General features: G+C 66.2%; 19 protein-coding genes. 4 read left to right on the top strand and 15 right to left on the bottom strand.

The window, feature by feature from the left end; genetic code table 11:
• Nucleotides 1–57: 57 nt before the first annotated feature.
• From ACQR1B_RS11625 to ACQR1B_RS11610, 4 genes are all read right to left on the bottom strand, one after another.
• Nucleotides 58–825: a DeoR/GlpR family DNA-binding transcription regulator gene (locus ACQR1B_RS11625; protein WP_434830802.1), complete on the bottom strand. Its 768-nt coding sequence runs from the start codon at nt 823–825 to the stop codon at nt 58–60.
• 84 nt (nt 826–909) lie between these two features.
• Nucleotides 910–1,908, bottom strand: coding sequence for a 4-hydroxythreonine-4-phosphate dehydrogenase PdxA (pdxA, locus tag ACQR1B_RS11620; RefSeq protein WP_434830803.1), 999 nt, complete (start codon nt 1,906–1,908; stop codon nt 910–912).
• A complete protein-coding gene (locus ACQR1B_RS11615; RefSeq protein WP_434830804.1) occupies nt 1,905–3,167 on the bottom strand; it encodes a four-carbon acid sugar kinase family protein in 1,263 nt (420 codons plus the stop codon). The genes pdxA and ACQR1B_RS11615 overlap by 4 nt, the downstream gene beginning before the upstream one ends.
• A gap of 4 nt (nt 3,168–3,171) precedes the next feature.
• Nucleotides 3,172–4,197: a 2-keto-3-deoxygluconate permease gene (locus ACQR1B_RS11610; RefSeq protein ID WP_434830805.1), complete on the bottom strand. Its 1,026-nt coding sequence runs from the start codon at nt 4,195–4,197 to the stop codon at nt 3,172–3,174.
• A gap of 1,295 nt (nt 4,198–5,492) precedes the next feature.
• Between ACQR1B_RS11610 and ACQR1B_RS11605 the strand changes: the two genes are divergently transcribed.
• The gene (locus tag ACQR1B_RS11605) at nt 5,493–6,740 is read left to right on the top strand and encodes an efflux RND transporter periplasmic adaptor subunit (RefSeq protein WP_434830806.1); all 1,248 of its coding nucleotides are present in this window, start codon (nt 5,493–5,495) and stop codon (nt 6,738–6,740) included.
• 41 nt (nt 6,741–6,781) lie between these two features.
• Nucleotides 6,782–9,904, top strand: a complete 3,123-nt coding sequence (locus tag ACQR1B_RS11600; RefSeq protein ID WP_434830807.1) for an efflux RND transporter permease subunit — start codon at nt 6,782–6,784, stop codon at nt 9,902–9,904.
• On the opposite strand, the gene ACQR1B_RS11595 is transcribed toward ACQR1B_RS11600, so the two are convergent.
• The 8 genes from ACQR1B_RS11595 to ACQR1B_RS11560 form a co-directional block, all read right to left on the bottom strand.
• Nucleotides 9,901–10,602 (bottom strand): branched-chain amino acid ABC transporter ATP-binding protein, encoded by a 702-nt coding sequence (locus tag ACQR1B_RS11595; protein ID WP_434830808.1) that lies wholly within the window; start codon nt 10,600–10,602, stop codon nt 9,901–9,903. The genes ACQR1B_RS11600 and ACQR1B_RS11595 overlap by 4 nt on opposite strands.
• A complete protein-coding gene (locus ACQR1B_RS11590; RefSeq protein ID WP_434831193.1) occupies nt 10,599–12,362 on the bottom strand; it encodes a branched-chain amino acid ABC transporter ATP-binding protein/permease in 1,764 nt (587 codons plus the stop codon). The genes ACQR1B_RS11595 and ACQR1B_RS11590 overlap by 4 nt, the downstream gene beginning before the upstream one ends.
• Nucleotides 12,363–12,408: 46 nt before the next feature.
• Nucleotides 12,409–13,245, bottom strand: a complete 837-nt coding sequence (locus ACQR1B_RS11585) for a branched-chain amino acid ABC transporter permease (protein ID WP_434830809.1) — start codon at nt 13,243–13,245, stop codon at nt 12,409–12,411.
• Nucleotides 13,246–13,321: 76 nt separating this feature from the next.
• Nucleotides 13,322–14,485, bottom strand: coding sequence for a substrate-binding protein (locus tag ACQR1B_RS11580; RefSeq protein ID WP_434830810.1), 1,164 nt, complete (start codon nt 14,483–14,485; stop codon nt 13,322–13,324).
• 47 nt (nt 14,486–14,532) lie between these two features.
• Nucleotides 14,533–15,363: a nitrilase family protein gene (locus tag ACQR1B_RS11575; protein WP_434831194.1), complete on the bottom strand. Its 831-nt coding sequence runs from the start codon at nt 15,361–15,363 to the stop codon at nt 14,533–14,535.
• A gap of 284 nt (nt 15,364–15,647) precedes the next feature.
• A complete protein-coding gene (locus ACQR1B_RS11570; protein ID WP_172131072.1) occupies nt 15,648–16,271 on the bottom strand; it encodes an ANTAR domain-containing response regulator in 624 nt (207 codons plus the stop codon).
• A gap of 14 nt (nt 16,272–16,285) precedes the next feature.
• Nucleotides 16,286–17,461, bottom strand: a complete 1,176-nt coding sequence (locus ACQR1B_RS11565) for a transporter substrate-binding domain-containing protein (RefSeq protein ID WP_434830811.1) — start codon at nt 17,459–17,461, stop codon at nt 16,286–16,288.
• Nucleotides 17,462–18,366: 905 nt separating this feature from the next.
• Nucleotides 18,367–18,615 (bottom strand): hypothetical protein, encoded by a 249-nt coding sequence (locus tag ACQR1B_RS11560; protein ID WP_434830812.1) that lies wholly within the window; start codon nt 18,613–18,615, stop codon nt 18,367–18,369.
• On the opposite strand from ACQR1B_RS11560, the gene ACQR1B_RS11555 reads away from it, so the two are divergent.
• Entirely contained in the window at nt 18,614–19,696 is a 1,083-nt protein-coding gene (locus ACQR1B_RS11555) for an AI-2E family transporter (protein ID WP_434830813.1), read from the top strand. The two genes, ACQR1B_RS11560 and ACQR1B_RS11555, sit on opposite strands and share 2 nt — an antisense overlap.
• A gap of 431 nt (nt 19,697–20,127) precedes the next feature.
• Nucleotides 20,128–21,186 carry a fatty acid desaturase gene (locus tag ACQR1B_RS11550; RefSeq protein WP_434831195.1) on the top strand — a complete coding sequence of 353 codons (1,059 nt, stop codon included), beginning with the start codon at nt 20,128–20,130 and terminating at the stop codon, nt 21,184–21,186.
• 271 nt (nt 21,187–21,457) lie between these two features.
• Here the strand turns inward: ACQR1B_RS11550 and ACQR1B_RS11545 are convergent, their stop codons facing one another.
• The 3 genes from ACQR1B_RS11545 to ACQR1B_RS11535 form a co-directional block, all read right to left on the bottom strand.
• Nucleotides 21,458–22,423, bottom strand: coding sequence for an amidohydrolase family protein (locus tag ACQR1B_RS11545; protein WP_434830814.1), 966 nt, complete (start codon nt 22,421–22,423; stop codon nt 21,458–21,460).
• A 357-nt stretch (nt 22,424–22,780) separates the two neighbouring features.
• Complete coding sequence (locus tag ACQR1B_RS11540; protein ID WP_434830815.1) at nt 22,781–24,199, bottom strand: TolC family outer membrane protein; 1,419 nt, start codon at nt 24,197–24,199, stop codon at nt 22,781–22,783.
• Between the two features lie 244 nt (nt 24,200–24,443).
• Nucleotides 24,444–25,223 (bottom strand): enoyl-CoA hydratase, encoded by a 780-nt coding sequence (locus ACQR1B_RS11535; protein WP_434830816.1) that lies wholly within the window; start codon nt 25,221–25,223, stop codon nt 24,444–24,446.
• Between the last annotated feature and the right edge of the window lie 33 nt (nt 25,224–25,256).

Genomic DNA, 25,256 nt, shown 5'->3' with positions numbered 1-25,256 from the left:
CGTCGCGACGTGCCCATCGGCCGCATCGCGCTTGCGCGATTTTATTGATGAACGGGATCAGTCTGTGGCCGCGATGATCACCCGCGCGCCGGTCTCCGCGAACGCCTTGCGCTGCGCCTCCGGCGCGCCGTCGTCGGTCACCAGCGTCCAGCGCGGCGGCAGCGGGGCCCAGGCGTCCTGTTCGGCGCGGCCGAGCTTGCCGGCGTCGGCGAGCACGATGAGCTCGCGCGCCTGCTGCATCATCAGCGATTTCAGCGCCACCTGGTCGAGATCGGCCTCGCACAGGCCGCGGCCCGTCACTACGCCGTCGGCGCTCATGACGGCGCGGTCGGCGGTCATCCGCCGCAGCGCATCGCTGGCCAGCGGTCCCATCGTGCTCATGCTGGTGGTGCGCAACGCGCCGCCGAGCACCACGATCTCGACCGCCGGCGCCTTGGCAAGAAACGGCAGCAGCGCGAGATTGTTGGTGATGATGCGCAGCCGCCGCTGCAGCAGCAGCCGGCCGAACGCGGCCACCGTCGAGCCGGCGTCGAGGATCAGGGTGTCGCCGTCCTCGATCAGTTCGGCCGCCGCGCGGGCGATCGCCTGCTTCTCGCGGCCCTGCACCGCCAGCCGCTGCTCCAGCGTCGCCTCGGCGACATGGCCGGTGAGAATGGCGCCGCCATAGGTGCGGCGCACGGCGTTGCTCTTCGACAGATGCTGCAGGTCGCGGCGCACGGTCGAGGCGGAGACGTCGAAGCGCCTGGCGAGATCGTCGACGTCGATCTCGCCGGCATTCAGGGCTTCCAGGAGGCGGGCATGCCGCTCCTTGCTGCGCATCGACATCGGCCTTCAGCCCTCAAAGTCCCACCTGCGAGCGCGTCCGCGCATGGCGGACGCCATAGCATGCTGCCCGGCCGATGCAACGCGTCAGGCGGCCTGCTTCGGCGCCAGGTCGGCCGCCTGGCGCAGCGCCTCGATCAGGCTGCGCTCGTCGGCGATGCCCTTGCCGGCGATGTCGAAGGCGGTGCCATGGTCGACCGAGGTGCGGATCACCGGCAGGCCGACCGTGATGTTCACGCCGGCTTCCAGCCCCAGCACCTTGATCGGGCCGTGGCCCTGGTCGTGATACATCGCCACCACCATGTCGTAGTCGCCTCGGCCGGCCAGGAAGAACAGCGTGTCCGCGGGCAGGGGACCGCGCACGTCCCAGCCCTTGCGCTGGCAGGCTTCCACGGCCGGGGTGATCTTGGCGGCCTCCTCGCCGCGGCCGAACAAGCCGTTCTCGCCGGCATGCGGATTGATGGCGCAGACGCCGATCTTCGGATGTTTGATTCCGGCGCGCACCAGAACGTCATGCCCGCGCGTGATCACGCGCTCGACGAGCCCAGGCTCGATCTTCTCGATCGCGTCTAGCAGGCCGATATGGGTGGTGACGTGGATGACACGCAGCTTCGGCGACACCAGCATCATCGACACTTCCGGCGTGCCGGTCAGATGCGCCAGCATTTCGGTATGGCCCGGGAATTTGTGGCCGGCCGCATGCAGCGCCTCCTTGGAGAGCGGGGCGGTGCAGATCGCCTGCGCGGTGCCCGCCTGCACGATCTCGACGGCCTTCGCGATGAAGCGATAGGCCGCTTCGCCGGCCACCGCCGACATCTGGCCGAACGGCAGATCGTCGGGCACCAGCTTCATGTCGATGCACTGCACGGCCTCCGCGGCAAAATCGGCCTCGCTTGCCTCGCCCAGCGCATCGACGCCGCGCGCTGCGCCGACCAGCCGGCCCGCCTTGCGCAGCCGCGCCGCATCGCCGATCACCAGCGCCTTGCAGATCGAGCGGGTCTCCGGACGATCCAGCGCCTTCATGATTACCTCGGGACCGATGCCGGCCGGATCTCCCATGGTGATTGCGATCGTCGGACGGGTCATGAAAAGCTTCCTCTGGTTCTGATCGTGCGCAGACGTTCGCTGATGCGGATCAGGCTGTGCGCGTCGCCGAACGCGCCGGCCTTGGTGGCAATCGGGACGGCGATCTGGCCGAGCGTGAGGCCGAGCGACACGCCCGGCTCGATCTCGTCGGCGAGACGGATGCCGTTGACGCCGAAGCGCGCGAGCAGGGCGGCCGCGGTCTCGCCGCCGGTTGCCGCGAAGGCGCCGATGGCGGGCGAGACCGCCTGCAGCGCATCGGCAAGAGCGTTTGCAAGCTGGGTTCCGAGCCGCATGTCGGGATGATCCGTCATCGTGATCTCGACGAGTGCATCGCCGCCTTGCGTGAGATGCGTCGCCACACCGGCCGCGAGCGCTGTGCGGACGGCGTCATCCTGTCCGAGCAGCATCTCCGGTGCGACCGGAAAATGCTTCACGGTGCCGCCCGCCTGCAGCGCGCGGGCTGCATTGCGCGAGGCCCCCGCGAGTGAGCCGACCACGATCAGGGTGCCGCATGCACTCGCCGGAATCTGCAACGGTTCGACGGCTCCGGCGGCGTCGAGGTCGGCCAGCGCATGCGCCAGGCCGGCGCTGCCGATGAAGAAAGGTGCCGGCGCAATGTCGCGGCTCGCCGCCGCGATCAGGTGCAAATCGTGCTCGGTCTCGGCGTCGCAGGCCGCGATGACATTGCCTTCGGCCGCGAGCCGCGCCAGCGTGCCACGGAGGCCGCTGGTCCGTACCTGCGCGAGTGCGACCTTCTCGGTCCTGATTCCGGCCGTGGCGAGCACGTCGGCCAGATCGGCATTCGCATAGGTGTGGTCGCGCTGCCAGACCTCGGCCTGTTCGAGCGGCCGTCCCTGCACCAGGATACGTCCTCCGAGCGTGGTGCGGCCGGTCGCCGGAAACGCCGGCGCGAACAGGCCGAAGGCCGGGCCAGATTGCGCAAGATGCGCAAGCGTGGCCGCCGTCTCCGCCGCGGGCTGTCCGCGCAGCGTCGAGTCGATCTTCTTGAACAGGCGCCGTCCGCGAAGGCCGAGCCGCGCCAGAACCTCGGCATGCCGGCGTGCGGCGTCCCCGGCCGACAGGCCGCGGCTCGCCGCGTCATAGGCCAGCACCGGCAGCCGTCGATCGGATGCGTCCGTGACCGGTCCCCAGGTCACGGCGGCGGCGCGTCCCCGCCGGCCGAAGGCGATCGCGCAGTCCGCTGCACCGGTGAGGTCGTCCGCGACGATCAGCCAGCCGTCAGCCACGAGATCCGTCATGGGATCAGTGACCCGCCGGATGCGGCGCGGGCGTGATGGCCGCGTCGGTCGTCACCTCCTCGTCGCTGTCGGTTTCCGCCCCTGGCCCGACCATGCGGCTGACCCAGGCGGTCAGGAGCGGCGTGAGGATCGCGGTGACGACGACGCAGGCCGCGATCAGGATGGTGGCGGGGCCGGCTGCGGCCGCATAGGCCGGGTTGGCGGCGGCCACGATGGCCGGGACCGCTGCCGCGTTGCCGGCGGTGGAGGCCGCGGCGACACCGGCCACGCCCGTTCCGCCCGTCATCCGATCGGCGAAGAACAGCGGAATGCCGGTCACGATCACCACGGCGACGCCCATGCCGAGGCCGAGCAGGCCGGCCTGCCAGACCTTCGACAGGTCGAGCCCGGCGCCGAGCGCGAAGGCGAAGAACGGGATCATCACCGGGATCGCGCGGCTCAGGAACGCGCGCATCTCGCGATCGAGATTGCCGATGATCATGCCGACCAGCAGCGGCAGGATGGCGCCGACCATCGCCTGCCACGGAAAGGCCGACAGGCCGGCGACCCCGAGCGTGAGCATGGTCAGGAACGGACCGCTCTCCAGCGTCATGATCGTGTAGGCGCCGACGTCGCGCGGCCGTCCATACTGGCCCATCAGCGCCATGTAGAGGCCGCCATTGGTGTCGTTCATCGCCGCCACGATCGCCAGCGTCGAGATACCTGCGAACATGCCCGACGTCACCGGCGTCTCGCCGAGAATGCGGCCGAAGATCACGCCGAGGATCATGGCGACGCCGACCTTCACGATCAGCAGCGTGCCGCCCTTCTTGACGATATAGGGCGTGGCGCGGAAATCGATGCTGGCGCCCATGCAGACGTAGAACACGGCCAGAATGGTCAGAGATCCGGAGAACAGGGCGCCGGTAAAGGAGCCGAAGAATTTCGGTGTTTCCGGAAAGAACGTGGCAATCAGCGCGCCGACCAGCAGCGGCACCACCATCATCCCGCCCGGCACTTTCTCGATTGTCTGCTTGATGGGCAGCTGCATGTCCCGCGTCCTTCCCTGGCAAATATCATATTCTGGGCATTTCGCGCGCGTTTTTGCGGGAAAAGTGCCCTCTCTCGGCCAGATAAGCTCGAAATGCGCAAATTGCAAATATGTTTTGCGCGTTATGCGCAAGTTCTAGGCTTGGTGGATGGTTCCGGCGTGCAGGGGGCTGACGCGGGGTCCGGGATGCCTATGGCTCGTCGCGGCAACGCGCGTCCAGCGTCATCGGCGCTGTCGAGGAGCGCCATCGTGATGCCGCTTCGTTGGTGCCGGCCCAGCCGAGCTCATACGAAGGCGATCGCGCATGCTCTGCGCGCGGCGCACCAGCAGCGCCCGCGGCGAACTCTCATGACGCCGACGCGCGCAGGGCGCCCAAAAATTCTTCTTTCTTTTTTTCAGAAATCATGTTCTATTCGGCGCATCCCGCTCCATCGAAGAGGGGCGTTGCGCGCGATCGTCACGACACGCGGGGCGGGGATGCGATGGCTGTGAGATGCCGCAGCGTGGGGCGAGGCCTTGCGCGGACGAACGGCAGCTTGCGGACGTGAAGGCGTGTGGTCCTGGCGCCCCGACGCTGGCGCTAAGTTCGCGGGTGATGATCCCGAGGGCGACGGTGGCTATCAAGCCCGGACACCGGGGAGAGCGCGCTATAACCGTAACACCATCGCGCAGGGAAGGCCGGGCGTTCTCGGCTGCACCTGTGGTACCTGCCGCCTGCATTTTTTTCGCAGGCGGGCCGCAGGCGCCAGCCGGCGCCTGGCCTTCCCTGCGCCCTCTTCACGAGAGGGTGAAACGACCGCCAAGACTCGGACGCATGGGGCGCCGCGAGACGATTACTGCTGTTTCCATCCGGTGCATCGTCGAGGTGATTGATGACCCGGTCTCTGGCCGCCGATGCACGGGACATGTTCGCAGGCAGTGCCCATCACGGATGTTTTGCTTGCCAGGCGACATGGTCGGGCGTGTCTCATCGTCCGCGCGGGACGACGAGGATGTCATTGGTCGGCAGCATGGGGTACCCGCAGAAGTTGGCTCGGCCAGTGCCAACACGGTGACGGGGATGTGTCGAGCCACCGCTGCGTCATGGTGCGTCGCAATGGTCATTCACGTCTGTCAAAAACGAGCTGAATGCGAGCTGAACGGTTGTCGTTGAACTTTCAAATTTTTAAAGCAGAACAGAGGCCAATGGGGCGATTTTTAGGTTGTTTAAAGCTCCAGTTCCGCACTATTAGCGCAACGATGAGACCGCTGAAGCCGGACTCAACCACGGATGAAGCGAGCCGACCGAGCGAGCCATGGCGTCTGACATGAATCCATATCCGCAGATGCTCGGCACCCAGCGGCTGGTGATCGGTCTTGCCGTTCTGGCGCTGGCCGGTGCCGGCGGCTATGGCTACATGCAATTCCGCGCGGCGCCCGCAAAGGACAACATCGAACTGTCCAGCCAGTCGCGGCGCAACGGCACCACCTTCACGCCGTCGGCGTCGGAATGGGCGACGCTGACGATCGAGCCGGTCTGCGAAAGGATTTTCCGCGCCGAGCACGTCACCGAGGGCAAGGTTGCCGTCGATGAAGACCGCTCGACGCCGGTGTTCTCCCCCTATGCCGGCCGCGTCACCAAGCTGCTCGTCCGCCCGGGCGAGAGCGTCAAGCAGGGCCAGCCGCTGTTCGTGATCGAGGCCGCCGATACCGTGCAGGCCCAGAACGATTTCATCGCCGCCATCACCTCGATGAACAAGGCGAAGTCGGCGCTCGACCTTGCCGACATCCAGTACAAGCGCGCCAAGGACCTGTTCGAAGGCCGGGCCATCCCGTTGAAGGATTTCCAGCAGGCCGAGGCGACCTCCGTTCAGGCCCAGAACGACATGCGATCGTCACAAACGGCGCTGGAGGCCGCGCGCAACAAGCTGCGTATCCTGGGCTTCACCGATGCCGCCATCGGCGATTTCCAGAACAAGGGTGTGATCGACCGCGAGATCACGATCAATTCACCGATTGCCGGCACGGTGGTGCAGCGTAAAGTCGGTCCGGGCCAATACGTCAATTCCGGCGCGAGCGATCCCGTCTTCGTGATCGGCGATCTCTCCACGGTCTGGCTCACCGCCTTCGTCCGCGAGAGCGACGCGGCGCTGGTGAACGTCGGCGAGGACATTCTCGTCAACGTGCTGGCACTGCCCGGCCGGCCGCTCAAGGCCAACATCAACTATGTCGCCGCGTCGATCGATCCGGCCAGCCGGCGGCTGCTAGTCCGCGCCACCATCGACAACAAGGACGGCCTGCTCAAGCCCGAGATGTTTGCCAATGTGACGATCTATTCGCCAGGCGAACGGCCCGCGGTCGCGGTGCCGCGGCAGGCGCTGATCTACGAAGGCAACCAGGTTCGCGTCTGGGTCGCCCGCCCCGACAAATCGATAGAGCTGCGCAAGATCAAGACCGGCCTCATCAATGGCGACCAGGTCGCGGTCGAGAGCGATCTGGCCGCGGGCGAGCAGATCGTGACCAAGGGCAGCCTGTTCATCGATCGCGCTGCCTCCGGCAGCTGAACGTGGTCCTCCTGCCTGCCGTGCTGAAAGCCCCGACCTGAATGGACCGTCTCGTTGCCATCGCCGTCCAGCGGCGTTTCCTGATGGTCGGACTATTCGTCGCCGTCCTGATCGGCGGCGTGATCGCCTTCCAGCAGCTGAACATCGAGGCCTATCCCGATCCGACCCCGCCGATGGTCGACATCGTGACCCAGAGCCCGGGGCTCTCGGCCGAGGAGATCGAGCGCTACATCACGATCCCGATCGAGACCCAGGTCGCCGGCATCAAGAACCTGCGCACGATCAGAACGATCTCGCTGTATGGCCTGTCCGACGTCAAGCTGCAGTTCTCGTTCGACTACACCTATGACGAGGCCTTGCAGCAGGTGCTGAACCGGCTGTCGCAACTGTCGCCGCTGCCCGGCAACGTCACGCCGCAGATCTCGCCGCTCAGCGCGGTCGGCGAGATCTATCGCTATCGCCTGCGCGGTCCGCCCGGCTACAGCGTGCTCGACCTCAAGACCCTGCAGGACTGGGTGCTGCAGCGGCGCTTCCGCGCCGTGCCCGGCGTGATCGATGTCACCGGCTGGGGCGGCAAGACCAAGACCTACGAGATCCAGGTCGACTTCAACAAGCTGGTCGCCAACGGTCTGACCCTGCCGCAACTGCTGCAGGCGGTCGGCAATTCCAACATCAATGTCGGCGGCAACACCGTCGAGATCGGCACCCAGTCGGCGGTCGTGCGCGGCGTCGGCCTGATCCGCTCGATGGACGACCTCGCCAACACCATGGTGTCGCAGAGCGGCGGCAACCCGGTGCTGGTGAAGGACGTCGCCAACGTCACCGTGGCCGAGAAGCCGCGGCTCGGCATTGCCGGCCTCAACAACAACGACGACATCGTCCAGGGCATCGTGCTGATGCGCCGCGGCGAGCAGAGCTCGCCGACGATCGCGCGGGTCGAGCAACTGGTCGATCAGATCAACAATTCGACCATCCTGCCGCCGGGCGTGCGCATCGAACGCATCTACGACCGCAAGGACCTGATCGACACTACGACCCACACCGTGCTGCATAACATGGTGGTCGGCATCGGCCTGATCGTGCTCCTGCAGTGGATTTTCCTCGGCAATCTCAGAAGCGCGCTGATCGTCGGCGCCACGATTCCGTTCGCGCTGTTCTTTGCCGTCATCATCCTGGTGCTGCGCGGCGAGTCCGCCAATCTGCTGTCGGTCGGCGCGATCGATTTCGGCCTGATCGTGGATGCCACCGTCATCATGGTCGAGGCGATCTTCCGCCGCCTGACGCAGACGACGCCATTGTCCGCCGCCGAGGAAAGCCACATCTCGCCTGAGACGATGATGGGCATGAAGAGCCACGCGATCCTGTCGGCTGCCGCAGACGTGTCGCGCTCGATCTTCTTTGCCGCCGCGATCATCATCGCCGCGTTCCTGCCGCTGTTCACCCTGAGCGGCGTCGAGGGCAACATCTTCGGGCCGATGGCGCGCACCTATGCCTACGCGCTCGCCGGCGGCCTGCTGGCCACCTTCACGGTGACGCCGGCGCTGAGCGCCATCATCCTGCCGGCGCATGTCGAGGAGACCGAGACGCGCCTGATGCGCCTGCTGCACGCGATCTATTCGCCGGTGCTGCGCTGGGCGGTCGGCAACCGCAACCTGGTGATGACCGGCGCGATCGGACTCGTGTTGCTGACCGTGGTGGTCGGCCGGCTGCTGGGCCTCGAATTCCTGCCCAAGCTGGAGGAGGGCAATCTCTGGATCCGCGCGACCTTGCCGCCGACGATCTCGCTGCAGGAGGGCAACGCCTACGTCAACGAGATGCGCAAGATGATCCGCGCGCGACCCGAGGTCGAGGCCGTGGTCTCGCAGCACGGCCGTCCTGACGACGGCACCGACGCTGCCGGTTTCTTCAACGCCGAGTTCTTCGCGCCGCTGAAGCCGGTGAAGGACTGGCCGGGCACCAAGGACAAGGATCAGCTCACCGCGGAGCTGCTGAAGCAGCTCGACGACCGCTTTCCCGGCGTCGAGTTCAACTTCTCGCAATATCTGCAGGACAACGTCTCGGAAGCCGTGTCCGGGGTGAAGGGTGAGAACTCGATCAAGCTGTACGGCAACGATCTGCAGGCGCTGACCGACACCGCCAACAAGATCAAGCAGGTGCTGTCGACGGTGCAGGGCGTCACCGATCTGGCGGTGTTCACCTCGCTCGGCCAGCCAACGGTGCAGATCGACATCGACCGCGCCAAGGCGGCGCGCTATGGCCTCGCGCCCGGCGACATCAACGCCACCATCAAGGTCGCGATCGGCGGCGACACGGCGGGCGACCTCTACGAGCCCGGCTCCGACCGGCATTTCCCGATCATCGTCCGGCTCGCGCCGGAGTACCGCAAGAGTGCCGAGGCGATCGAGAACCTGCGCATAGGCGCGCAGGGAGCGAACGGCATCACGCAGATTCCGCTGAGCGAGGTCGCCACCATCAAGCTGGTGTCGGGCGCGGCCTATATCTATCGCGAGCAGCAGGAACGCTATCTCCCGATCAAATTCTCGGTGCGCGAGCGCGATCTCGGCAGCGCGATCCAGGAGGCCCAGCAGAAGGTCGCCGACCAGGTGCAACTGCCGGCCGGCTCGCGGGTTGAATGGGTCGGCGAATTCGGCAATCTGCAGGATGCGATCAAGCGGCTGTCGATCGTGGTACCGATCAGCCTCGCGCTGATCGGCGTGCTGCTGTGGTTCAATTTCGGCTCGATGGTCGATACACTACTGGCCATGAGCGTGATCCCGATGGCGATCTTCGGCGGCGTCGTCGGCCTCGTCTTGACCGGCATCCCGTTCAGCGTGTCGGCTGCGATCGGCTTCATCGCCTTGTTCGGCATTGCCGTGATGGACGGCATCATCATCCTGTCGCAGTTCAACCAGCTGATCGACGAGGGCGTCGACCGCATCGAGGCGGTCATCCGCACCGGCGAGTTGCAATTGCGGCCGGTGTTGATGACCTGCGTCGTCGCCGGCATCGGCCTGATGCCGGCCGCGGTCTCGACCGGGATCGGCTCGCAGGTGCAGAAGCCGCTCGCGATCGTCGTCGTGACCGGCATGATGCTGGCGCCGGCGGTCATCCTCATCACGCTGCCGGTCTTGATCTCGCTGTTCTCGCGCCGGCGCGTCCGCTAGATGCGCATGTGCTCGTCGATGCGCGCGGCGGAGGTCTCATCCACGGCGGCGGCATCGACGATCTCGCCGCGCTTGAACACGAGGTAGCGGTCGCTGATCCCGAGCGCGAACGGCAGATGCTGCTCGACCACGATCATGGAGGTGCCGATCTCGCGGCGAACCCGCACCAGCACCTCGGAAAGACGATCGACCACCGAGGGCTGCAATCCTTCGGTGACCTCGTCGAGCATCAGCACGTCGGGCTTGGCCATCAGCGCCCGCGCCACGATCAGCATCTTCTGCTCGCCGCCCGACAACGTCCCGGCGCGCTGGCTCAGCCGCTTGGTCAGCACGGGAAACCAGCCGCCGACCTGTTCGAACAAGGCGTCGATGTCCTTGTCTGACAAGAGACCGAGCCTGAGATTGTCGCGCACCGACAAATCCTGGAACAGCGCATGCTCCTGGGGCACATAAACCAGCCCCATCTTGCGCTTCTGATGCGGCGCCACCCGCGTCACGTTTCTGCCGCCGAGCGTGACGCTGCCGCGCCATGCCGGCAGGAAGCCGATGATGGTCTTGAGCAGCGAGGTCTTGCCCATGCCGTTCTTGCCGACGATGGCGAGCGTCTCAGCCTTCGCCAGCACAAAGCCGACATTGCTGATGACCTCGGACGAGCCGTAGCCGCTCGCCAGCTCATTCACTTCCAGCGCGGTGCTCATGCGTGGGCCTCCGCATCGGACACATGCTGGCCGGTATATATTTCGCGCACCAGCGCACTATCGACCACCTCGTCGACCGAACCGTCGAGCGCGAGCCGGCCCTGGTGCAGCACGATGATGCGCGAGGAGATCTCGCGGACGAAGTCGAGGTCATGTTCGACGAGGAGAATGCAGAGGCGGTCGCGCTGCGCCAGCGCGGTCAGGATATCCGCGAAGCTTTGCCGCTCGACGCGGGTCAGGCCGGCGGTCGGCTCGTCCAGCAGCAGCACGTCCGGCTCGAGCGACAGCACCATCGCGAGCTCCAGTGCCTGCTTCAGCCCATGGCTGAGATTGCGCGCCTCCTCGTCGAGCCGCTCGCCGAGGCCCGATCGTTCCACGACCGACATGGCTGCGGGCGGGAGCGCCAGCGTCGCCGCGCGCGACGACAGAGCCGGCGGATCGGCATGCGTGCGTGCGACCCGCAGGCACTCGGCGACGGTCAGCGTCTCGAACACCGACGCCGTCTGGAACTTGCGGCCGAGACCGAAGCGCACGACGCGGTCCGGCGGCAGCCGTCCGATGTCGTGGCCGGCGATGGCGACGTCACCGGTGGAACGCTCGCGGCCATCGGACAGGCAGCGGATCAAGGTGGTCTTGCCGGCGCCATTCGGGCCAACCAGGCTCAGCAGTTCGCCGCGGCGGGCCGTGAACTGCACGCCGTCCAGCACCGTGAGGCTGCCGTAATGCTTGCCGAGCGCGCGCACCTCGATGGCGACCGCATGGGGATCGCTGACCGCAGCGGCGGCAGCGGCCGGCCGCAGCATCGTCGCGCTGCCTTGCCCCGAACCGCCGCGCTTGACCAGGCGCAGCACGGCGCCGAGCAGGCCGTCGGGGAACACGAGGATGACGATGATCAGCGCCAATCCGACGATCAATTCCCAGACGTAAGGCAGGCTGTTCGCGAGATAGGCGCTCGCAACCTCCATGCACAGCGCGCCGATCACCGGACCGATGATCGTGCCGCGGCCGCCGAGCGCGACCATGATGACGAGATTGGTGCCGAAGCTGAAGCTGGCGTTTTCAGGCGCCGCGACAGCGCCGAATCCCGCGTAGAAGAAGCCCGCGAGCGCGGACACGACCGCCGACAGCAAGAGCACGATGATGCGCAGCCGCGAGGTGTCGATGCCGAGATAGGCGCATCGCGCGTCATTGTCGCGCAGCGCTGCGAGCAGGCGCCCGGTGTCGCTGCGCATCAGGACGAGCGCGAGGACGGCGGTCGCCAGCAGCCCGAGACCGGCGAAGCGCAGCCAGGTCTCGATCTCCAGATCGAAGCTCTCGAAGCCGACGAGGCCGCTCGACGAGCCGGTGAAGGTGCCGCCGGAATACAGGATCTGCACCAGCACGATCGGCACCACCAGCGAGATGATCGAGGCATAGAGCGGCGTCGAGCCCGGATAGAACGACAGCCAGCCGGTGAAGGCGGCAACCGCTGCAGCGACAACGACCGCGGCGGCAATCGCGGCGCAGACCTGCCAAGGGCCGAAGCCATATTCGGTGAACATGATCGCCAGCGCATAGGCGCCGATGCCGAAGAAGGCCGACTGGCCGAAGGTCAGCGTGCCGCAATAGCCCCACATGATGTCGACGGTGATCGCGGCGATGGCGACGAAGCAGGCGCGCACCAGGATGTTCACCAGATAGGTGTCGAACAGCAGCGGCGCGGCGACGATCACGCCGGCCGCCACGGCCACCAGCAAGGCCGGAATGATCAGGCGCGGCATGGCGCGGCTTGCGGCCGGCGCGTCGGGGGAGACGAGGGGACGGGCCTCAGGCACGGGCAAAGCCCTCCGGCCGAATCCGCAGCACAATGGCGGCGCAGATCGCGATGGTGAGGCCGCCAAGGATAGGATTGACGAAGGTGGAGACTAGCACCTGCAACGTCCCGAGCACGGCGCAGGAGCCGGCGAGCGCGAACAGCGAGCCGCCGGAGACCATGACTAGCATGAAGGCGCCGATCAGCCAGGGCACGCCCATGTTCGGATCGACGCTGGAGAGCGGCGTGATCAGCGCGCCGGACAGGGCAGCGAGCCCGCTGCCGAGCGCGAAGGTGATGAGCCGCACGCGCGAGGAATCGACGCCGAGCCCTTGGGCCAGCATCTCGTTCATGATCACGGCCTTGGTCGATAGCCCAAGCCGCGTTCCGTTGAGCAGAGTGGTAAACAGCAGGGCGACGATGACGGCGGCGACGATCATCACCAGCCGATAGGCCGAGTAGTCGGCGCCGAACAGATGAACCGTGCCCGAGATCGGCGCCTGTACGAATTGAACTTCGCGGCCGAACGTCAGCGTGATCAGCTGCCCGAGGACGATGCCGAGACCCCAGGTGGCGAGAATGGCGTCGAGCGGACGCTTGTAGAGACGCCGCACGATCACAAGTTCCGTGACGCCGCCGCAGACGGCACCGGCGATGAAGGCCAGCGGCAGCACCAGGAACCAAGGCAGATGCAGTTGCGCGCCGACCAGCGCGGCATAGGCGCCGACGGTGAGAAAGGCCGCATGGGCGAAGTTGATGATCTTCATGACGCCGAACACGATCAGAAGACCCGCGGCGATGATGAAAAGCATGGCGGCCGTCGTGACGGCATCGAGGGCGACGGTCAGCATGGTCTTTCCCAGTCGAGAGGGACGAGGCGGAGAAGCTCCGCCTCGCCGGGATCATAGACGATCAGGACTTGATCGTTCACGATTTGCCCGGGCACTGCGCGCCGGGATCGACGTCCTTAAAGCTCTGGATCACCTTCACGCTGCCGTCGGCCTGGACCTGGCCAAGATACATGGTCAGCGGCGCATGGCGCTGCTTGTCCATCTTGATGGTTCCGCGCGGACCCTCGACCGAGACCTCGGCCAGCGCCTTCAGCACCTTGTCCTGGTCGGTGCTGCCGGCCTTCTCGACCGCCGCCTTGTAGGCGTAGACCGCCTCATACTGCGGCACGGAAAGATCGTTCGGCGTCTTGAGCTCTGCGCCGAACTTCTTGCTCATCGACGCCAGGAAGGTCTTGTTGGCGGGCGTGTCGATGCCGGTCACATAGGATGCGGACAGGAAGATGCCGGTCGCATCCGCGCCCATGCCCTTGGCGGTGCCCTCGTCGACGGCGAGATTGCCGTAGGGCAGGTTCACACCGGCGGCGCGCAGCTGCTTGGTGAGGGTCACGTTCGGCGCGCCACCGGCGGTCGAGGTGATCAGTGCGTCGGCGCCCGAGGCCTTGAGCTTGGAGATGATCGAGGTCCAGTCGGAGCCGTCCATCGGAAGATACTCTTCGCCGACGACCTTACCACCGGTCTTCTCGATATACATCTTGGTGAAGCCGAGCATGCCGCGGCCGAAGGCGTAGTCAGAGCCGATCAGGAAATAGCTCTTCGCCTTCTTCTCCTTGTTGAAATAGTCGACGATCGGCGGCACCTGCTGGTCCGGCACCCAGGCGTTGACATAGAGATAGGGGCTGCAGGACTTGCCCTCGTAGAACGAGGTGTAGATGTAGGGCGTCTTGCCGCGGGCGACGATCGGCAGGCCCGCGTTGCGTGCCGCGCTGGTCTCCATCGAGATCAGCACGTTGACCTTCTTCTGGAAGACCAGCGCGTCGAACGCCTTCTGGGCGCCGGCCGCACCCGAGGCGTCATCGGCGACTTCGAGCTCCAGCTTGCGGCCGAGCACGCCGCCCTTGGCGTTGATCTCCTCGACCGCGAGCTCGGCGGATTGCACCACCGACGGCGCCACGACGGAGTTGGCGCCGGACAGGCCGACGGGGACGCCGATCTTGATCGGATCGGCGGCCAGGGCAGGCGAGAGCGCCGTGCCTGCCATAAGGGCGAGCGCGAGCGAGGTGGTGAGCAAACGCGATGTCATCGATTGTCCTCCGTGAATGATCGACATTAAAAGTTACGTTGAAGCGGTCAGTACCAACCGCGCTGGACGTCGCTGCCGAGCATCTCGTCGTAGACGTCGGAGCGGCGGTCGCGCAGGACCTGGTTGAAGGCATTCCAGTTGCGGGCGCGGCGGGCTTCGCCGAGCGCCACGTCGGCGATCACGATCTCCTCCTTGTCGCGGCTCGCGGGCCCGGCAACCGGCCAGCCGGTGTAGCTGACGATCAGGCTCTGGCCCTCGAACGGCTGTCCGCGTTCGACGCCGACGCGGTCGGCGCAGGCGATGAAGATCGAATTGGAATGGGCCGCCGCCATCGCCAGGATGTTGGCCATCGCCTCGCGGCCCTCGGCTTGGCCGGGGATCGGCACCCAATTGGTCGGCACGCAGACGATGTCGGCGCCCTGCAGCGCGTTCAGGCGATAGCTCTCCGGGAACCAGCCGTCGTAGCAGATCGCCATGCCGATGCGGCCGATCTCGGTGTGGTAGACGGGGAAGCCGAGATTGCCGGGCTCGAAATAGAGATTTTCCTCGTTCCACAGGTGCACCTTGCGGAACGTGCCGATGTAGCCCTTGGGCCCGATCAGCACGGCGCTGTTGTAGAGTTTGGCGCCGTCGCGCTCGCAGATGCCGGCGACGAGGTGCAAGCCGTACTTTGCCGCGATCTCGCTCCAGGCGGTCACCGCGGGACCGCCGGGGATTGTCTCGGAGGCGGCGAAGGCCTCTTCGCGCGACTTGAACACGTAGCCGGAGGAGGCGAGTTCGGGCAGCACCACGAGCTTGGCGCCTTGCGCCACCGCCTGTTGGATCAGATCGAGGCTGTGGGCGAGGTTGGTGGCCAACTCGCCGACCATCGGCTGCATCTGGATGCAGGCGATCCGCAGTTTGCTGTCGTCATCCGTCGTCAAGGCACGAGTCTCCGTTCGCCCGCGGCAGCCGCGCGCGCCAAACAAAAAGCCCCCGACTGCGCCTTGCGGCGCAATGCGAGGGCTGCATAGCCTGATGTAAAATGGCCGACCGGCCATTGGCGGACATCCGATGTCCGCATCTCCCTCAAGTAACCCTCATGCACGAAACGAAGTCAACGCCGTCACTTGCAAAAATTTGAGGCCCCGCCTGCTCAAGGCGTGAGCGCGTACACACACGTTCAGCGCGAGGCCGGCGCATCGAGCACCCCCAATCCACCGAGCGTCTCCTGCGCATTGATGATGGAAATCGCGATATCGGCCATGGCGACACGCTTCTGGGTCGCCTGCGCGCGGATCAGCTCATAGGCCTCGACCTCGCCGACCTGCTTCAATCCCATCAAGATCTTGACCGCCTTGTCGACGTCGCGGCGCGCCTTCAAGGTCTCCTCGAGCTTCTGCACCTTGCCTTCGAGCCGGCGCGTGTAGCCGCGTAGCGAGCGCGCCAGCACCAGCGAGGAGAGAATACCGAACGAGCGGATCGGCTTGTTGACGACGCCATGCGCATTGCTGTCGAGCAGGCGCTTCAAGATGGTCGGATTCTCGTAGTCGACGATGGCGATGAAGGTGAGCGGATGCTCGCTGGTCCCTTCAGGGAATATCATCTCTTCCGAGGTCTCGATCAGTTGGAACACCGTGTCGATGTCGTGCGGGATCGCGGCCGGCGGCGGCCACACGCCGCGGACGTTGCAGCCGATGCGCTTGAGCTGGTCGATCAGCGCGTCGCCCTCGGCGTCGCGCGGATGGATCACCAGCACGCGGGCGCCGCGCAGCTCCTCGATCAGGCGGCGCACGCCGGGCTTCATGCGGTCATCCGGCCTCATGCTGACAGCGCCTCTTCGCTCAGCCAGCGGCCGCCGATCGGCGACACCGACAGATACGGATCCGGCTTGATCGGGCTCTTGCTCTCCCAGACGATGTCGAACTGGCCGTCGGCGCGGACGCGGCCGATCCGCGGCGTCGTCCAGACATGGTTGTTGTCGGGATCGATCCGGATCGGTCCCTCCGGCGCCTCGAGGCTGAGGCCGAGCGCGGCCTCCACCAGTCTCTGCGTGTCGAGGCTGCCCGCCTGTTCCAGCGCCCGCGCGAACAGCTTGATCTGCGCATAGGCTGAGGCGCTCCACATGCTGACCGGTGTATCCGCGCCGAACGATGCCGCGAACGCCGCCTTGAAACGGTCGTTGCTGTCGCGCGCCAGCGTGCCGAAATAGCTCGCGGCCGTCAGATGGCCCGCGCAATAGTCGGCGCCAATGGCACGCACCTCGCCTTCGGCCATGGTGAGGCTCGCGATCGGCAGCTGCTTCGGATCGAGGCCGGCCTGCGCATACATCCGGTAGAAGCGCTGCGCGGTGCGGCCGACGATGGTCGAGAACACCACGTCGGGCGCGGCGTCCCTGATCGCGTCGAGTCCGCGCGTCAGCTCCGGGTCGCTCGCTTCCATCGTGACATAGTGCTCGCCGACGACGCGGCCGGCATAGGATTCGACGAGGTCGCGCATGATGCGGTTGGATTCGCGCGGATAGATGTAGTCGGAGCCGATCAGATAGACGCGCGGGCCGTGCTTGCGCACGATGTATTCGGCGAGCTGGAACGCGTTCTGGTTCGGAGCGGGCCCCGTGTAGATCACGTTCGGCGAATATTCGAAGCCTTCGTAGAGCGAAGGATACCAGAGCAGGCCGTTGCGGCGCTCGATCGCCGGCAGCACCGCCTTGCGCTCGGCTGAGGTCGAACAGCCGAAGATGACGGAGGCGCCGTCCTCGGTCAGCAGCCGGTCGGCGAGCTTGCGAAAGGTCTCCGGCTGCGAGCCCGGATCATAGGCGATGACCTCGATCTCGCGGCCGAGCACGCCGCCCGCCTGGTTGATCTCCTGGATCGCAAGCGCCGTACCGAAGAAGTGCTCGGACTCGGTGATCGCCATCAGTCCGCTGCGCGAGAACAGCACGCCGACGCGCCAGACATCCTTGTCGGATGATTTTGCGGCCGGTCTCGTCGTCATCATCATGCCTCCAGGTCGACGGGCCGGCGCGGCCGGCTCGGAAAGCGCTGTTTATTGCGACTTGCCCCGCGGTTGGCAACGGGGGAGGGGCCTGTCGGAATTCGAGCTGGTCCTCGAATCTGTCTACGGCTTGCCGCGGAACCCGCTGCCAACCTCCCCCCTCCAGGCAGAGCAATCGCATGTGATGGTTGCAGTTTTTTACTCATCTCTTTCCACGTCGTCATGGCCGGGCTTGTCCCGGCCATCCACGTCGGCCGGCATGCTGGGAACGACGTGGATGCCCGGGACAAGCCCGGGCATGACGGAGTAACTGATCGGCAGGATCGCTCGTTGAGGAACTCTGCATGCGATTGCCGTGCCCCTCCAGGGGAGGGTGGCAGAGATTGCCGCGCGAGCGATCTCATCATCGGCGGTCGCTTTCCTCTATAGGTGTAGAGCGGTAGCAGCGAGACTTCTTTGTACTAAAACCGCTGAGCAGTTGGCACGCGTTCGCAATCCCGCGGCGCTGGGCGCCCGAGCTGATCCGGAAGGCGGGCCCTCCACGATGATGAGGGCGCAGGGAATGCCGGGCGCTGGCCGCACCCATGGCCCGCCTGCAGAAAAAAAAGCAGGCGGCAGTCACCACAGGTCAGCCGAGACATCCCGGCATTCCCTGCGCGACGGTTTTAACGCTTATACGCGCTCTCCCCGGGGACCGGCTTGATTGACCCCGTCGATCGCAGAGCTCGTCAGACCTCCGCACACCTTGGCCTCAGCACCGGGAGGCCAGGACCACGCGATTTCACGTCCGCAAGCGCATCGTTCGTCCGCACATCATGCGCGCCGATGCCCTCACGTCCACCGCATTGCCGGCCCAACGTCTCGTGACGACGCGTACGCCCCTCATCCGGACCGGAACGCGGACGTTATACGCCTGATTTGCTGATTTTCAGAAGCGATTTATTTTTCATGCAGGCTCTTGAAATCGGCTTCGTCACTAAGACGGCAGGCGAAATCGGCGTCCCGAAGCATGTTTTCGCCAGCGCCATCGCGTCGAGAATAGGGGCCAAAAGGCCGGATTCGAACGTTGACCATCGCCCGGCCAGGCGGCAAACCGTTCGCGGAAAATAAGACTGGATCGATACGACGGTCCCGGTCGGATAGGGAAGCCACATGCGTAGCCTCGAAGACCGCGCCCTGCTTCTGCTGCTCGTCGCGATATCGCTGATGTTCGGCTGGATCCTGCTGCCGTTCTATGGCGCGGTCCTGTGGGGCGTCATCGGCGTCATCGTCTTCGTGCCGCTGCATCGCCGGTTGTCACGCGCGATGCGCGGCCGGCATGGTCTGGCGGCGGCCGTCGTGGTGCTGATCTTCGTCGTGATCGTCATCCTCCCGGTGTCGCTGATCGGAGCGTCGCTGGCGCAGGAGGCGTCCGGGGTCTACAAACAGATCCAGTCCGGTGAGCTGAACATCGCCGAGTTCTTTCAGAAGATGCTGGCCGCGCTTCCCGCATCGGTGGTCGATCTGCTCAACCGCTTCGGGCTCGGCAGCCTCGCCGGAATGAAGGACAAGCTGTCGGCCGGCCTGCTCAAGGGCAGCGAGGTCATCGCAAGCCAGGCGCTCACGATCGGGCAGGGGACATTCGAGGTCTTCGTCAATCTGTTCATCATGGTCTACCTTCTGTTTTTCCTGCTGCGCGACGAAGGCGCGTTGTCGACGCGACTCAGAAGCGCGATTCCGCTGCGTCCGGAGCAGCGCGATGCGCTGCTGCTCAAGTTCATGGTCGTGATCCGCGCGACGGTGAAGGGCAGTCTGCTCGTCGCTCTGGCGCAGGGCGCGCTCGGCGGCCTGATCTTCTGGTTCCTCGGCATCAATGCGCCGCTGCTGTGGGCGGTCGTGATGGCCTTCCTGTCCCTGCTTCCCGCAGTCGGAGCCGGCCTCGTCTGGTTTCCGGTCGCGCTGTATCTCCTGGCCACCGGATCGATCTGGCAGGGCGTGGTCCTGCTCGCCTATGGCGCCCTCGTCATCGGGCTCGTCGACAATGTCCTGCGCCCGATCCTGGTCGGGCAGGACACCAAGATGCCCGATTACGTGGTGCTGATCTCGACCCTGGGCGGCATCGAGGCATTCGGTCTCAATGGCTTCGTGATCGGGCCGGTGATCGCGGCGATGTTCATCGCGATCTGGGACATCTTCTCCGATTCGCGACGCAACGGAGCCCTCGCGGTGGATCCCACGCGCAGGACGGGCGGGTGACCGGAGGGCGAAGGCCGTCAATCCGGGGCCGCCGTGTTGCAACTGGGTCCGGAATGATACGGAAACATGGAAGATCGGCCTCACATCTGATCCCGACCGTGTTAATTGATGGGCCGAATTAACGGATCGTAACCCGTCCTCTCCTAGCAATGGGGCGCTCGGCGGGTTAAGTTCCGGTGGCCTGCCTTGCGCGCCTTGACCTCCCTCCCGACGGCGCACGTCACAGACTTTTTCTTCCAGAGCGGTTCGTCGCCCGTGCGCGACGAACCATCTGGCTTCAACCACGATTGGACCGGCGAAGGTTCGTGATTTCGAACTCCTGCAGCCCGTTCGGCGCTCCGCAGGGGTCCATTTGGACGCGGCCGCGCCAATGCGCGACCCGCAGGGAACACAAGTTGGAGACGACATTGCAATTCGATCAGCCAGTCGCGATGGCGATTGTGCCGCCCCAGGAGCGCGCGACGCTGCGCGCCGGCGACGAAGGCCGCACGGCGGCCGACGCCCGGTACTGGATGCAGATTCTCAGCAGCTACCGCACGCCAAGCCGCATGCGCAGCATCACCGAGCTGGTGATCACGGCCGTGCCGCTGGCGGCGCTGTGGACGGCCGCCTGGTTCGCGTTCTCGCTCGGCCACGCCTGGGCGTCGTTGCTCATCGCGATCCCCGCCGGCGGCTTTCTGGTGCGGCTGTTCATGATCCAGCACGATTGCGGCCATGGCACCTTCTTCGCCGGGCGTCAGGCGAACGACTGGGTCGGCCGAATCCTCGGCGTGCTGACCCTGACTCCTTACGACTGGTGGCGGCGCACGCATGCGATCCACCACGCCACCAGCGGCAACCTCGACCGGCGCGGCATCGGTGACATCGATACGCTGACGGTGCGGGAATATCAGGCGCGGTCCGCTTTCGCGCGGCTGCGCTACCGGCTGTACCGCCACCCGCTGGTGATGTTCGTGGCCGGACCCGCCTATCTGTTCTTCCTGCAGCACCGCCTGCCGTTCGGCCTGATGCGCGCCGGCTGGTCGCCCTGGATCAGCACGATGGCCACCAATTTCGGCATCGCACTGCTCGTCGCCGGGCTGATGTGGCTGATTGGCATCCAGGCGTTCCTGGTCGTGCATCTCCCGATCATACTGCTCGCCGCCATGGCCGGCGTTTGGCTGTTCTATGTCCAGCATCAGTTCGAGCACACCGTCTGGGAGCGGGGCGAGCGCTGGACGATGCAGCAGGCCGCGCTCTATGGCAGCTCACACTACGACCTGCCGGCATGGCTGCAGTGGCTCACCGCCAACATCGGCATCCACCACGTCCACCATCTGTCGAGCCGGATTCCCTATTATCGGCTACCGGTGGTGCTGCGCGATCATCCCGAACTGCGCGAGATCGGCCGCATCACGCTGCCCGAGAGCCTGCGTTGCGTCCGGCTGGTGCTGTGGGACGAGAAGCAGCGCCGCCTGGTGTCGTTCCGCGAGGTCGGGGCGAGGCGCTAAAGGCCCTCCAGCCGCGCCCCTCGTCGTTCGGGGGCAGCGCTATTTAGTATCGCGTTCTACGTGTTTGCGCCCCTCTGCTTCCACGTCGTCATGGCCGGGCTTGTCCCGGCCATCCACGTGGTCCGGCGCCCTGGGAACGACGTGGATGCCCGGGACAAGCCTGGGCATGACGAAGTAACTCATTGGCAGCACGTGCGCAGCTCAATCCGCCACCGTGCGGCGGGTTACGCTACGCTAACCCGCCCTACGGACTAACAGCCGCCGTCGCTCGTCAGAACCCGTAGAGCCGCGCCGGATTGTCGACCAGGATCTGTTTGCGGATCGCGGCATCCGGCGCCCACACCGGCAGCTGGTTCATCAGGCGGCCGTCGTCGATCTGGAACAGCGGCGCGATGTCGGTCGGCTTGCGGTCGGCGCGTATCGTGGAGTCCGGGTGCGGCCAGTCGGTGCCCCAGACGATGCGCTCGGGGTTGGCTTCGATCAGCGCCTTCGCGAACGGGATCATGTCGGCGTAGTCGGGGCCACGCTTCGAGGAGCGGTAGGCGCCGGAGATTTTCACATAGACCTTGCCGCTGCGGACGAGCTCGATGAGATCGGCAAAGCCCGGCTGTTCGAGGCCGAGCTCGGCCTGCGCGCCGCCGAAATGATCGAACACCGCCGTGACCGGCGACTGAATCACGAGGTCCTTGATCGCCGCGATCATGGCCGGCGTGGTGTAGAGCTGCACGTGCCAGCCGCGCGCCTTCATGCGCTCGACGGCGGCCTGGAAGCGGGCGCGGCCGACATTGGGATCGTTGATGCCGCCGGTCGCGAGATTGAGGCGGATGCCGCGGAAGCCTTCGGCGTTCATCGTGTCGAGCTGCGCCTCGGTGGTCTTGTCGTCGATGACGGCGACGCCGCGCGCATCCTTGCCACGCGCCTTGATGCCAAAGAGCGTCGCGGAATTGTCGGTGCCGTAGACGCTCGGCGTGACGATCACCACGCGCTTGATGTGCAGCGCCTTGTGCAGGGCGGCCATTTCTTCCGGCGAGGCCGGCTCCGGCGTGTAGACGCGGGTCGCCGCGAACGGGAATTTCTCCGGATCGCCGTGAATATGGGTGTGGCAGTCGCAGGCATCGGCAGGCACGTCGAAGTCGACCGGCGTCGCGGGTTGTGAGGGCTTGGCGCGGGCGGCTGTTGTGGTCATCGTCACTCCGGCGGCCAGCGAAGCCAGCAGCAGGCTGCGGCGGTTGAGCATGGTGATCCTCCCGGGTGTCGCGCGTGCGTTCGCATGACGCGCGTGGTGCGGGAGGAGGGTGAACCGGCGCGGGGCAGGGGGCAAGAGCGAAGCAAACCCAATGTCGTCATCCCCGCGAACGCGGGCATCCATAACCACAGGAGGCCGTGTTGCGGCACACGCGTGGCTCCGATCTGGTGTCACCACGGTGTCCTGTGGTTATGGGTCCCGGGTCGGCGCCTGCACGGCGCTTGCGCGCCGTTCCGGCTTGCCCGGGACGACAGCGGAGCGCGGGGGGGCTGCCTTTCGTCTCACTGCAAACGACAACAGGATCGTCATCTGCGCGGCGAGCCCCGCAATCGCGCATGGTGACGAGCGCTACTGCCCCGACGGCGTGCGCAGGCCGTGCCAGGCGTCGCGGACCTGGTGGTAGTGGACCTCGGGCAGATAGTCCGGGGTGTTGAGATTGAGGTTCTTGACGTCGAGCCGGCCGACCGCGCTGAGCAGCGTGTAGGAGGCGATGACGCGGTCGCGCTGGGCGCCGATCAGCCGCGCCTTGGCCTGGATCAGGTCCGATTGCGAGTTCAGCACGTCGACCGTGGTGCGCTGGCCGCCCTGCGCCTCGCGCGAGACGCCCTGCAGCGCGACGGTGGCGGCCTTCACCTCGGCTTCGGAGGCGCCGACGGCGACCTTGGCGCCTTCATTGGCGACCCAGGCGCTGACCACCGCGGTGCGCGCCTGGTTGCGGACCTGGTCGAGCACGAGGCGGCTCTGCGCCGCGAGCTCCTTGGCCTGACGGGTCTGCGAGGCCGCGGTGCCGCCGTCATAGATCGGCGCGTTGACGCTCCCCATGATCGAGGCCTGGTCGGTCGCGTTGGTGCCGAGCGTCTGGTCGGTGTCGCGGCTGCGGCTGACGCTGCCCTGCAGGGTCACGGTCGGCAGCAGGCTGCCTTCGGCGACGCGGATCGAGGTCGAGGCGACGTCGACGTCGAAGCTCGCGGCGGCGACCGCCGGGTTTTCCTTGTTGGCGAGTGCGATCGCGTCATCGCGCGAGCGCGGCAGCAGGCGGTCGATCGGATCGGCGACGCGGAGCTGGCTCGGCGTCATGCCGATCACCTGCGCATAGGTGGCCTGGCTGATGGCGAGGTTGACCTCGGCGGCGTTGAGATCGGACAATCCGCGCGACAGCCGCGCCTCGGCCTGTGACGCATCGGTCGGCGTGACGTCGCCGGCATTGAGGCGGCGTTGCGTGACCGACAGGGTCTCGCGCAGGAAGGCGACGTTGGAGCGCTGCGCCTCGACCAGCGACTGGTTGGCGAGCACGTTGGTGTAGGCGGTGACGGCATCGAGCAGCACGCCCTGGCCGACATTGCGCAGCGCCTCGCGGCCCGACTGCACCTGCAGCTCGGCCATGCGTACGCTGTTGGCGGTCTTGAAGCCATTGAACAGCGTCTGCGTCACCGTCACGCCGATGGTCCAGGGCTTGAGGGTCGCGGTCTGGATCGTGTTGCCGGGCAGCAGGTTGCGCACCGCCTGCAGGCCGGCGCCGAGGCTCGCGATCAGCTGCGGACGATAGCCGGCCAGCGCCTGCGGCACGTTCTCGTCAGTGGCGCGCTGACGGGCGCGCTCGGCATTGAGCGCCGGATTGGTCTGATAGGCTTTCGCCAGCGCGGCCGCGAGATCCTCGGCGTGCACCGGCGAGCAGACGGCAGCAAGGCTGGCGACCAGGGTCAGGCCAAGGCCGCCCCTTCGAACACACACCCTGCCGACGCCAAATTCTTTGGCTCGACCCACCATCCGACTCCGCCGCGTCCCATTGTCTTAACCAGTCGTTTACCCGTTTAGGGCGGATGGCGGCCACACACAAACCGCGGATGTGAAATCCCGTAGGCTTTTCCATGGTTTGTTGTGGCGCCCTCGCCACAGACCAATCGTCGCGGTGCTGCGGCATGGCCGCGCGGTAAGCGGGTGCGTAGGTCGACGCGGGACGTCAATCGCGTGCAGGCGAATCGCTTTGCTTTGTGGCCGAAACGTCAGACGCTCACCGGTTCTTGTTCACCGGCTTGCGCTTCTCGATGAAGGCGGCCATGCCCTCGGCGCGGTCTTCGAGTGCGAAGGTGGCGTGGAAGAGGTTGCGCTCGACGTTCATGCCTTCGGAGAGCGGGGTCTCGAAGGCGCGGTTGACGGCCTCCTTGGCCATCGCGGCCGCGGGGCGCGACATCGCGGCGATCTTCTCGGCAGCGGCCATCACCTCGTCCATCAGCTTGTCGGCCGGCACGATGCGGCTGACGAGGCCGGCGCGCTCGGCCTCCGCGGCGTCCATCATGCGGCCGGTGAGGCAGAGGTCCATCGCCTTGGCCTTGCCGATCGCGCGCGTCAGGCGCTGCGTGCCGCCGATGCCCGGGATGGTGCCGAGTGTGATCTCGGGCTGGCCGAACTTGGCGGTGTCGGAGCAGATGATGAAGTCGCACATCATCGCGAGCTCGCAGCCGCCGCCCAGCGCGTAGCCGGACACGGCGGCGATGGTCGGCTTGCGGCAGCGTGCGACGCGGTCGCCGCCGATCGCGGTGAAGTCGCTCGAGAACATGTCGATGAAGCTTTTCGGCTGCATCTCCTTGATGTCGGCGCCGGCCGCAAACGCCTTCTCGCTGCCGGTGATCACGATGCAGCCGATAGCGTCGTCGGCCTCCAGATCGTCGACGGCGGCGGCGATCTCGCGAAACACGCCGAACGACAGCGCATTGAGCATCTTCGGCCGGTTCAAGGTGATGACACCGACCGCGCCCTTGCCCTCGACGATGATGTGCTCGTAAACGCTCATGATGCCACCCCGCAAATCAAGACAGCGGGCAAT

Origin of the sequence: Bradyrhizobium oligotrophicum, from assembly GCF_051168495.1 — a bacterium.
Taxonomy (GTDB): Bacteria; Pseudomonadota; Alphaproteobacteria; order Rhizobiales; family Xanthobacteraceae; genus Bradyrhizobium; species Bradyrhizobium oligotrophicum_A.
This window is presented reverse-complemented; position numbering and strand designations above follow the sequence as displayed.

Bases quoted from the DNA above. Each gene is read 5' to 3' on its own strand.
- ACQR1B_RS11585 (WP_434830809.1), bottom strand. From the start codon at position 13,245: ATGCTGACCGTCGCCCTCGATGCCGTCACGACGGCCGCCATGCTTTTC.
- ACQR1B_RS11595 (WP_434830808.1), bottom strand. From the start codon at position 10,602: ATGAGCACCGCGCTGGAAGTGAATGAGCTGGCGAGCGGCTACGGCTCG.
- ACQR1B_RS11600 (WP_434830807.1), top strand. From the start codon at position 6,782: ATGGACCGTCTCGTTGCCATCGCCGTCCAGCGGCGTTTCCTGATGGTC.
- ACQR1B_RS11535 (WP_434830816.1), bottom strand. From the start codon at position 25,223: ATGAGCGTTTACGAGCACATCATCGTCGAGGGCAAGGGCGCGGTCGGT.
- ACQR1B_RS11615 (WP_434830804.1), bottom strand. From the start codon at position 3,167: ATGACGGATCTCGTGGCTGACGGCTGGCTGATCGTCGCGGACGACCTC.
- ACQR1B_RS11555 (WP_434830813.1), top strand. From the start codon at position 18,614: ATGCGTAGCCTCGAAGACCGCGCCCTGCTTCTGCTGCTCGTCGCGATA.
- ACQR1B_RS11565 (WP_434830811.1), bottom strand. From the start codon at position 17,461: ATGACGACGAGACCGGCCGCAAAATCATCCGACAAGGATGTCTGGCGC.
- ACQR1B_RS11605 (WP_434830806.1), top strand. From the start codon at position 5,493: ATGGCGTCTGACATGAATCCATATCCGCAGATGCTCGGCACCCAGCGG.
- ACQR1B_RS11575 (WP_434831194.1), bottom strand. From the start codon at position 15,363: ATGCAGCCGATGGTCGGCGAGTTGGCCACCAACCTCGCCCACAGCCTC.
- ACQR1B_RS11560 (WP_434830812.1), bottom strand. From the start codon at position 18,615: ATGTGGCTTCCCTATCCGACCGGGACCGTCGTATCGATCCAGTCTTAT.
- ACQR1B_RS11610 (WP_434830805.1), bottom strand. From the start codon at position 4,197: ATGCAGCTGCCCATCAAGCAGACAATCGAGAAAGTGCCGGGCGGGATG.
- ACQR1B_RS11625 (WP_434830802.1), bottom strand. From the start codon at position 825: ATGTCGATGCGCAGCAAGGAGCGGCATGCCCGCCTCCTGGAAGCCCTG.
- ACQR1B_RS11550 (WP_434831195.1), top strand. From the start codon at position 20,128: ATGGCGATTGTGCCGCCCCAGGAGCGCGCGACGCTGCGCGCCGGCGAC.
- ACQR1B_RS11570 (WP_172131072.1), bottom strand. From the start codon at position 16,271: ATGAAGCCCGGCGTGCGCCGCCTGATCGAGGAGCTGCGCGGCGCCCGC.
- ACQR1B_RS11540 (WP_434830815.1), bottom strand. From the start codon at position 24,199: ATGGTGGGTCGAGCCAAAGAATTTGGCGTCGGCAGGGTGTGTGTTCGA.
- ACQR1B_RS11590 (WP_434831193.1), bottom strand. From the start codon at position 12,362: ATGCCGCGCCTGATCATTCCGGCCTTGCTGGTGGCCGTGGCGGCCGGC.
- pdxA (WP_434830803.1), bottom strand. From the start codon at position 1,908: ATGACCCGTCCGACGATCGCAATCACCATGGGAGATCCGGCCGGCATC.
- ACQR1B_RS11580 (WP_434830810.1), bottom strand. From the start codon at position 14,485: ATGACATCGCGTTTGCTCACCACCTCGCTCGCGCTCGCCCTTATGGCA.
- ACQR1B_RS11545 (WP_434830814.1), bottom strand. From the start codon at position 22,423: ATGCTCAACCGCCGCAGCCTGCTGCTGGCTTCGCTGGCCGCCGGAGTG.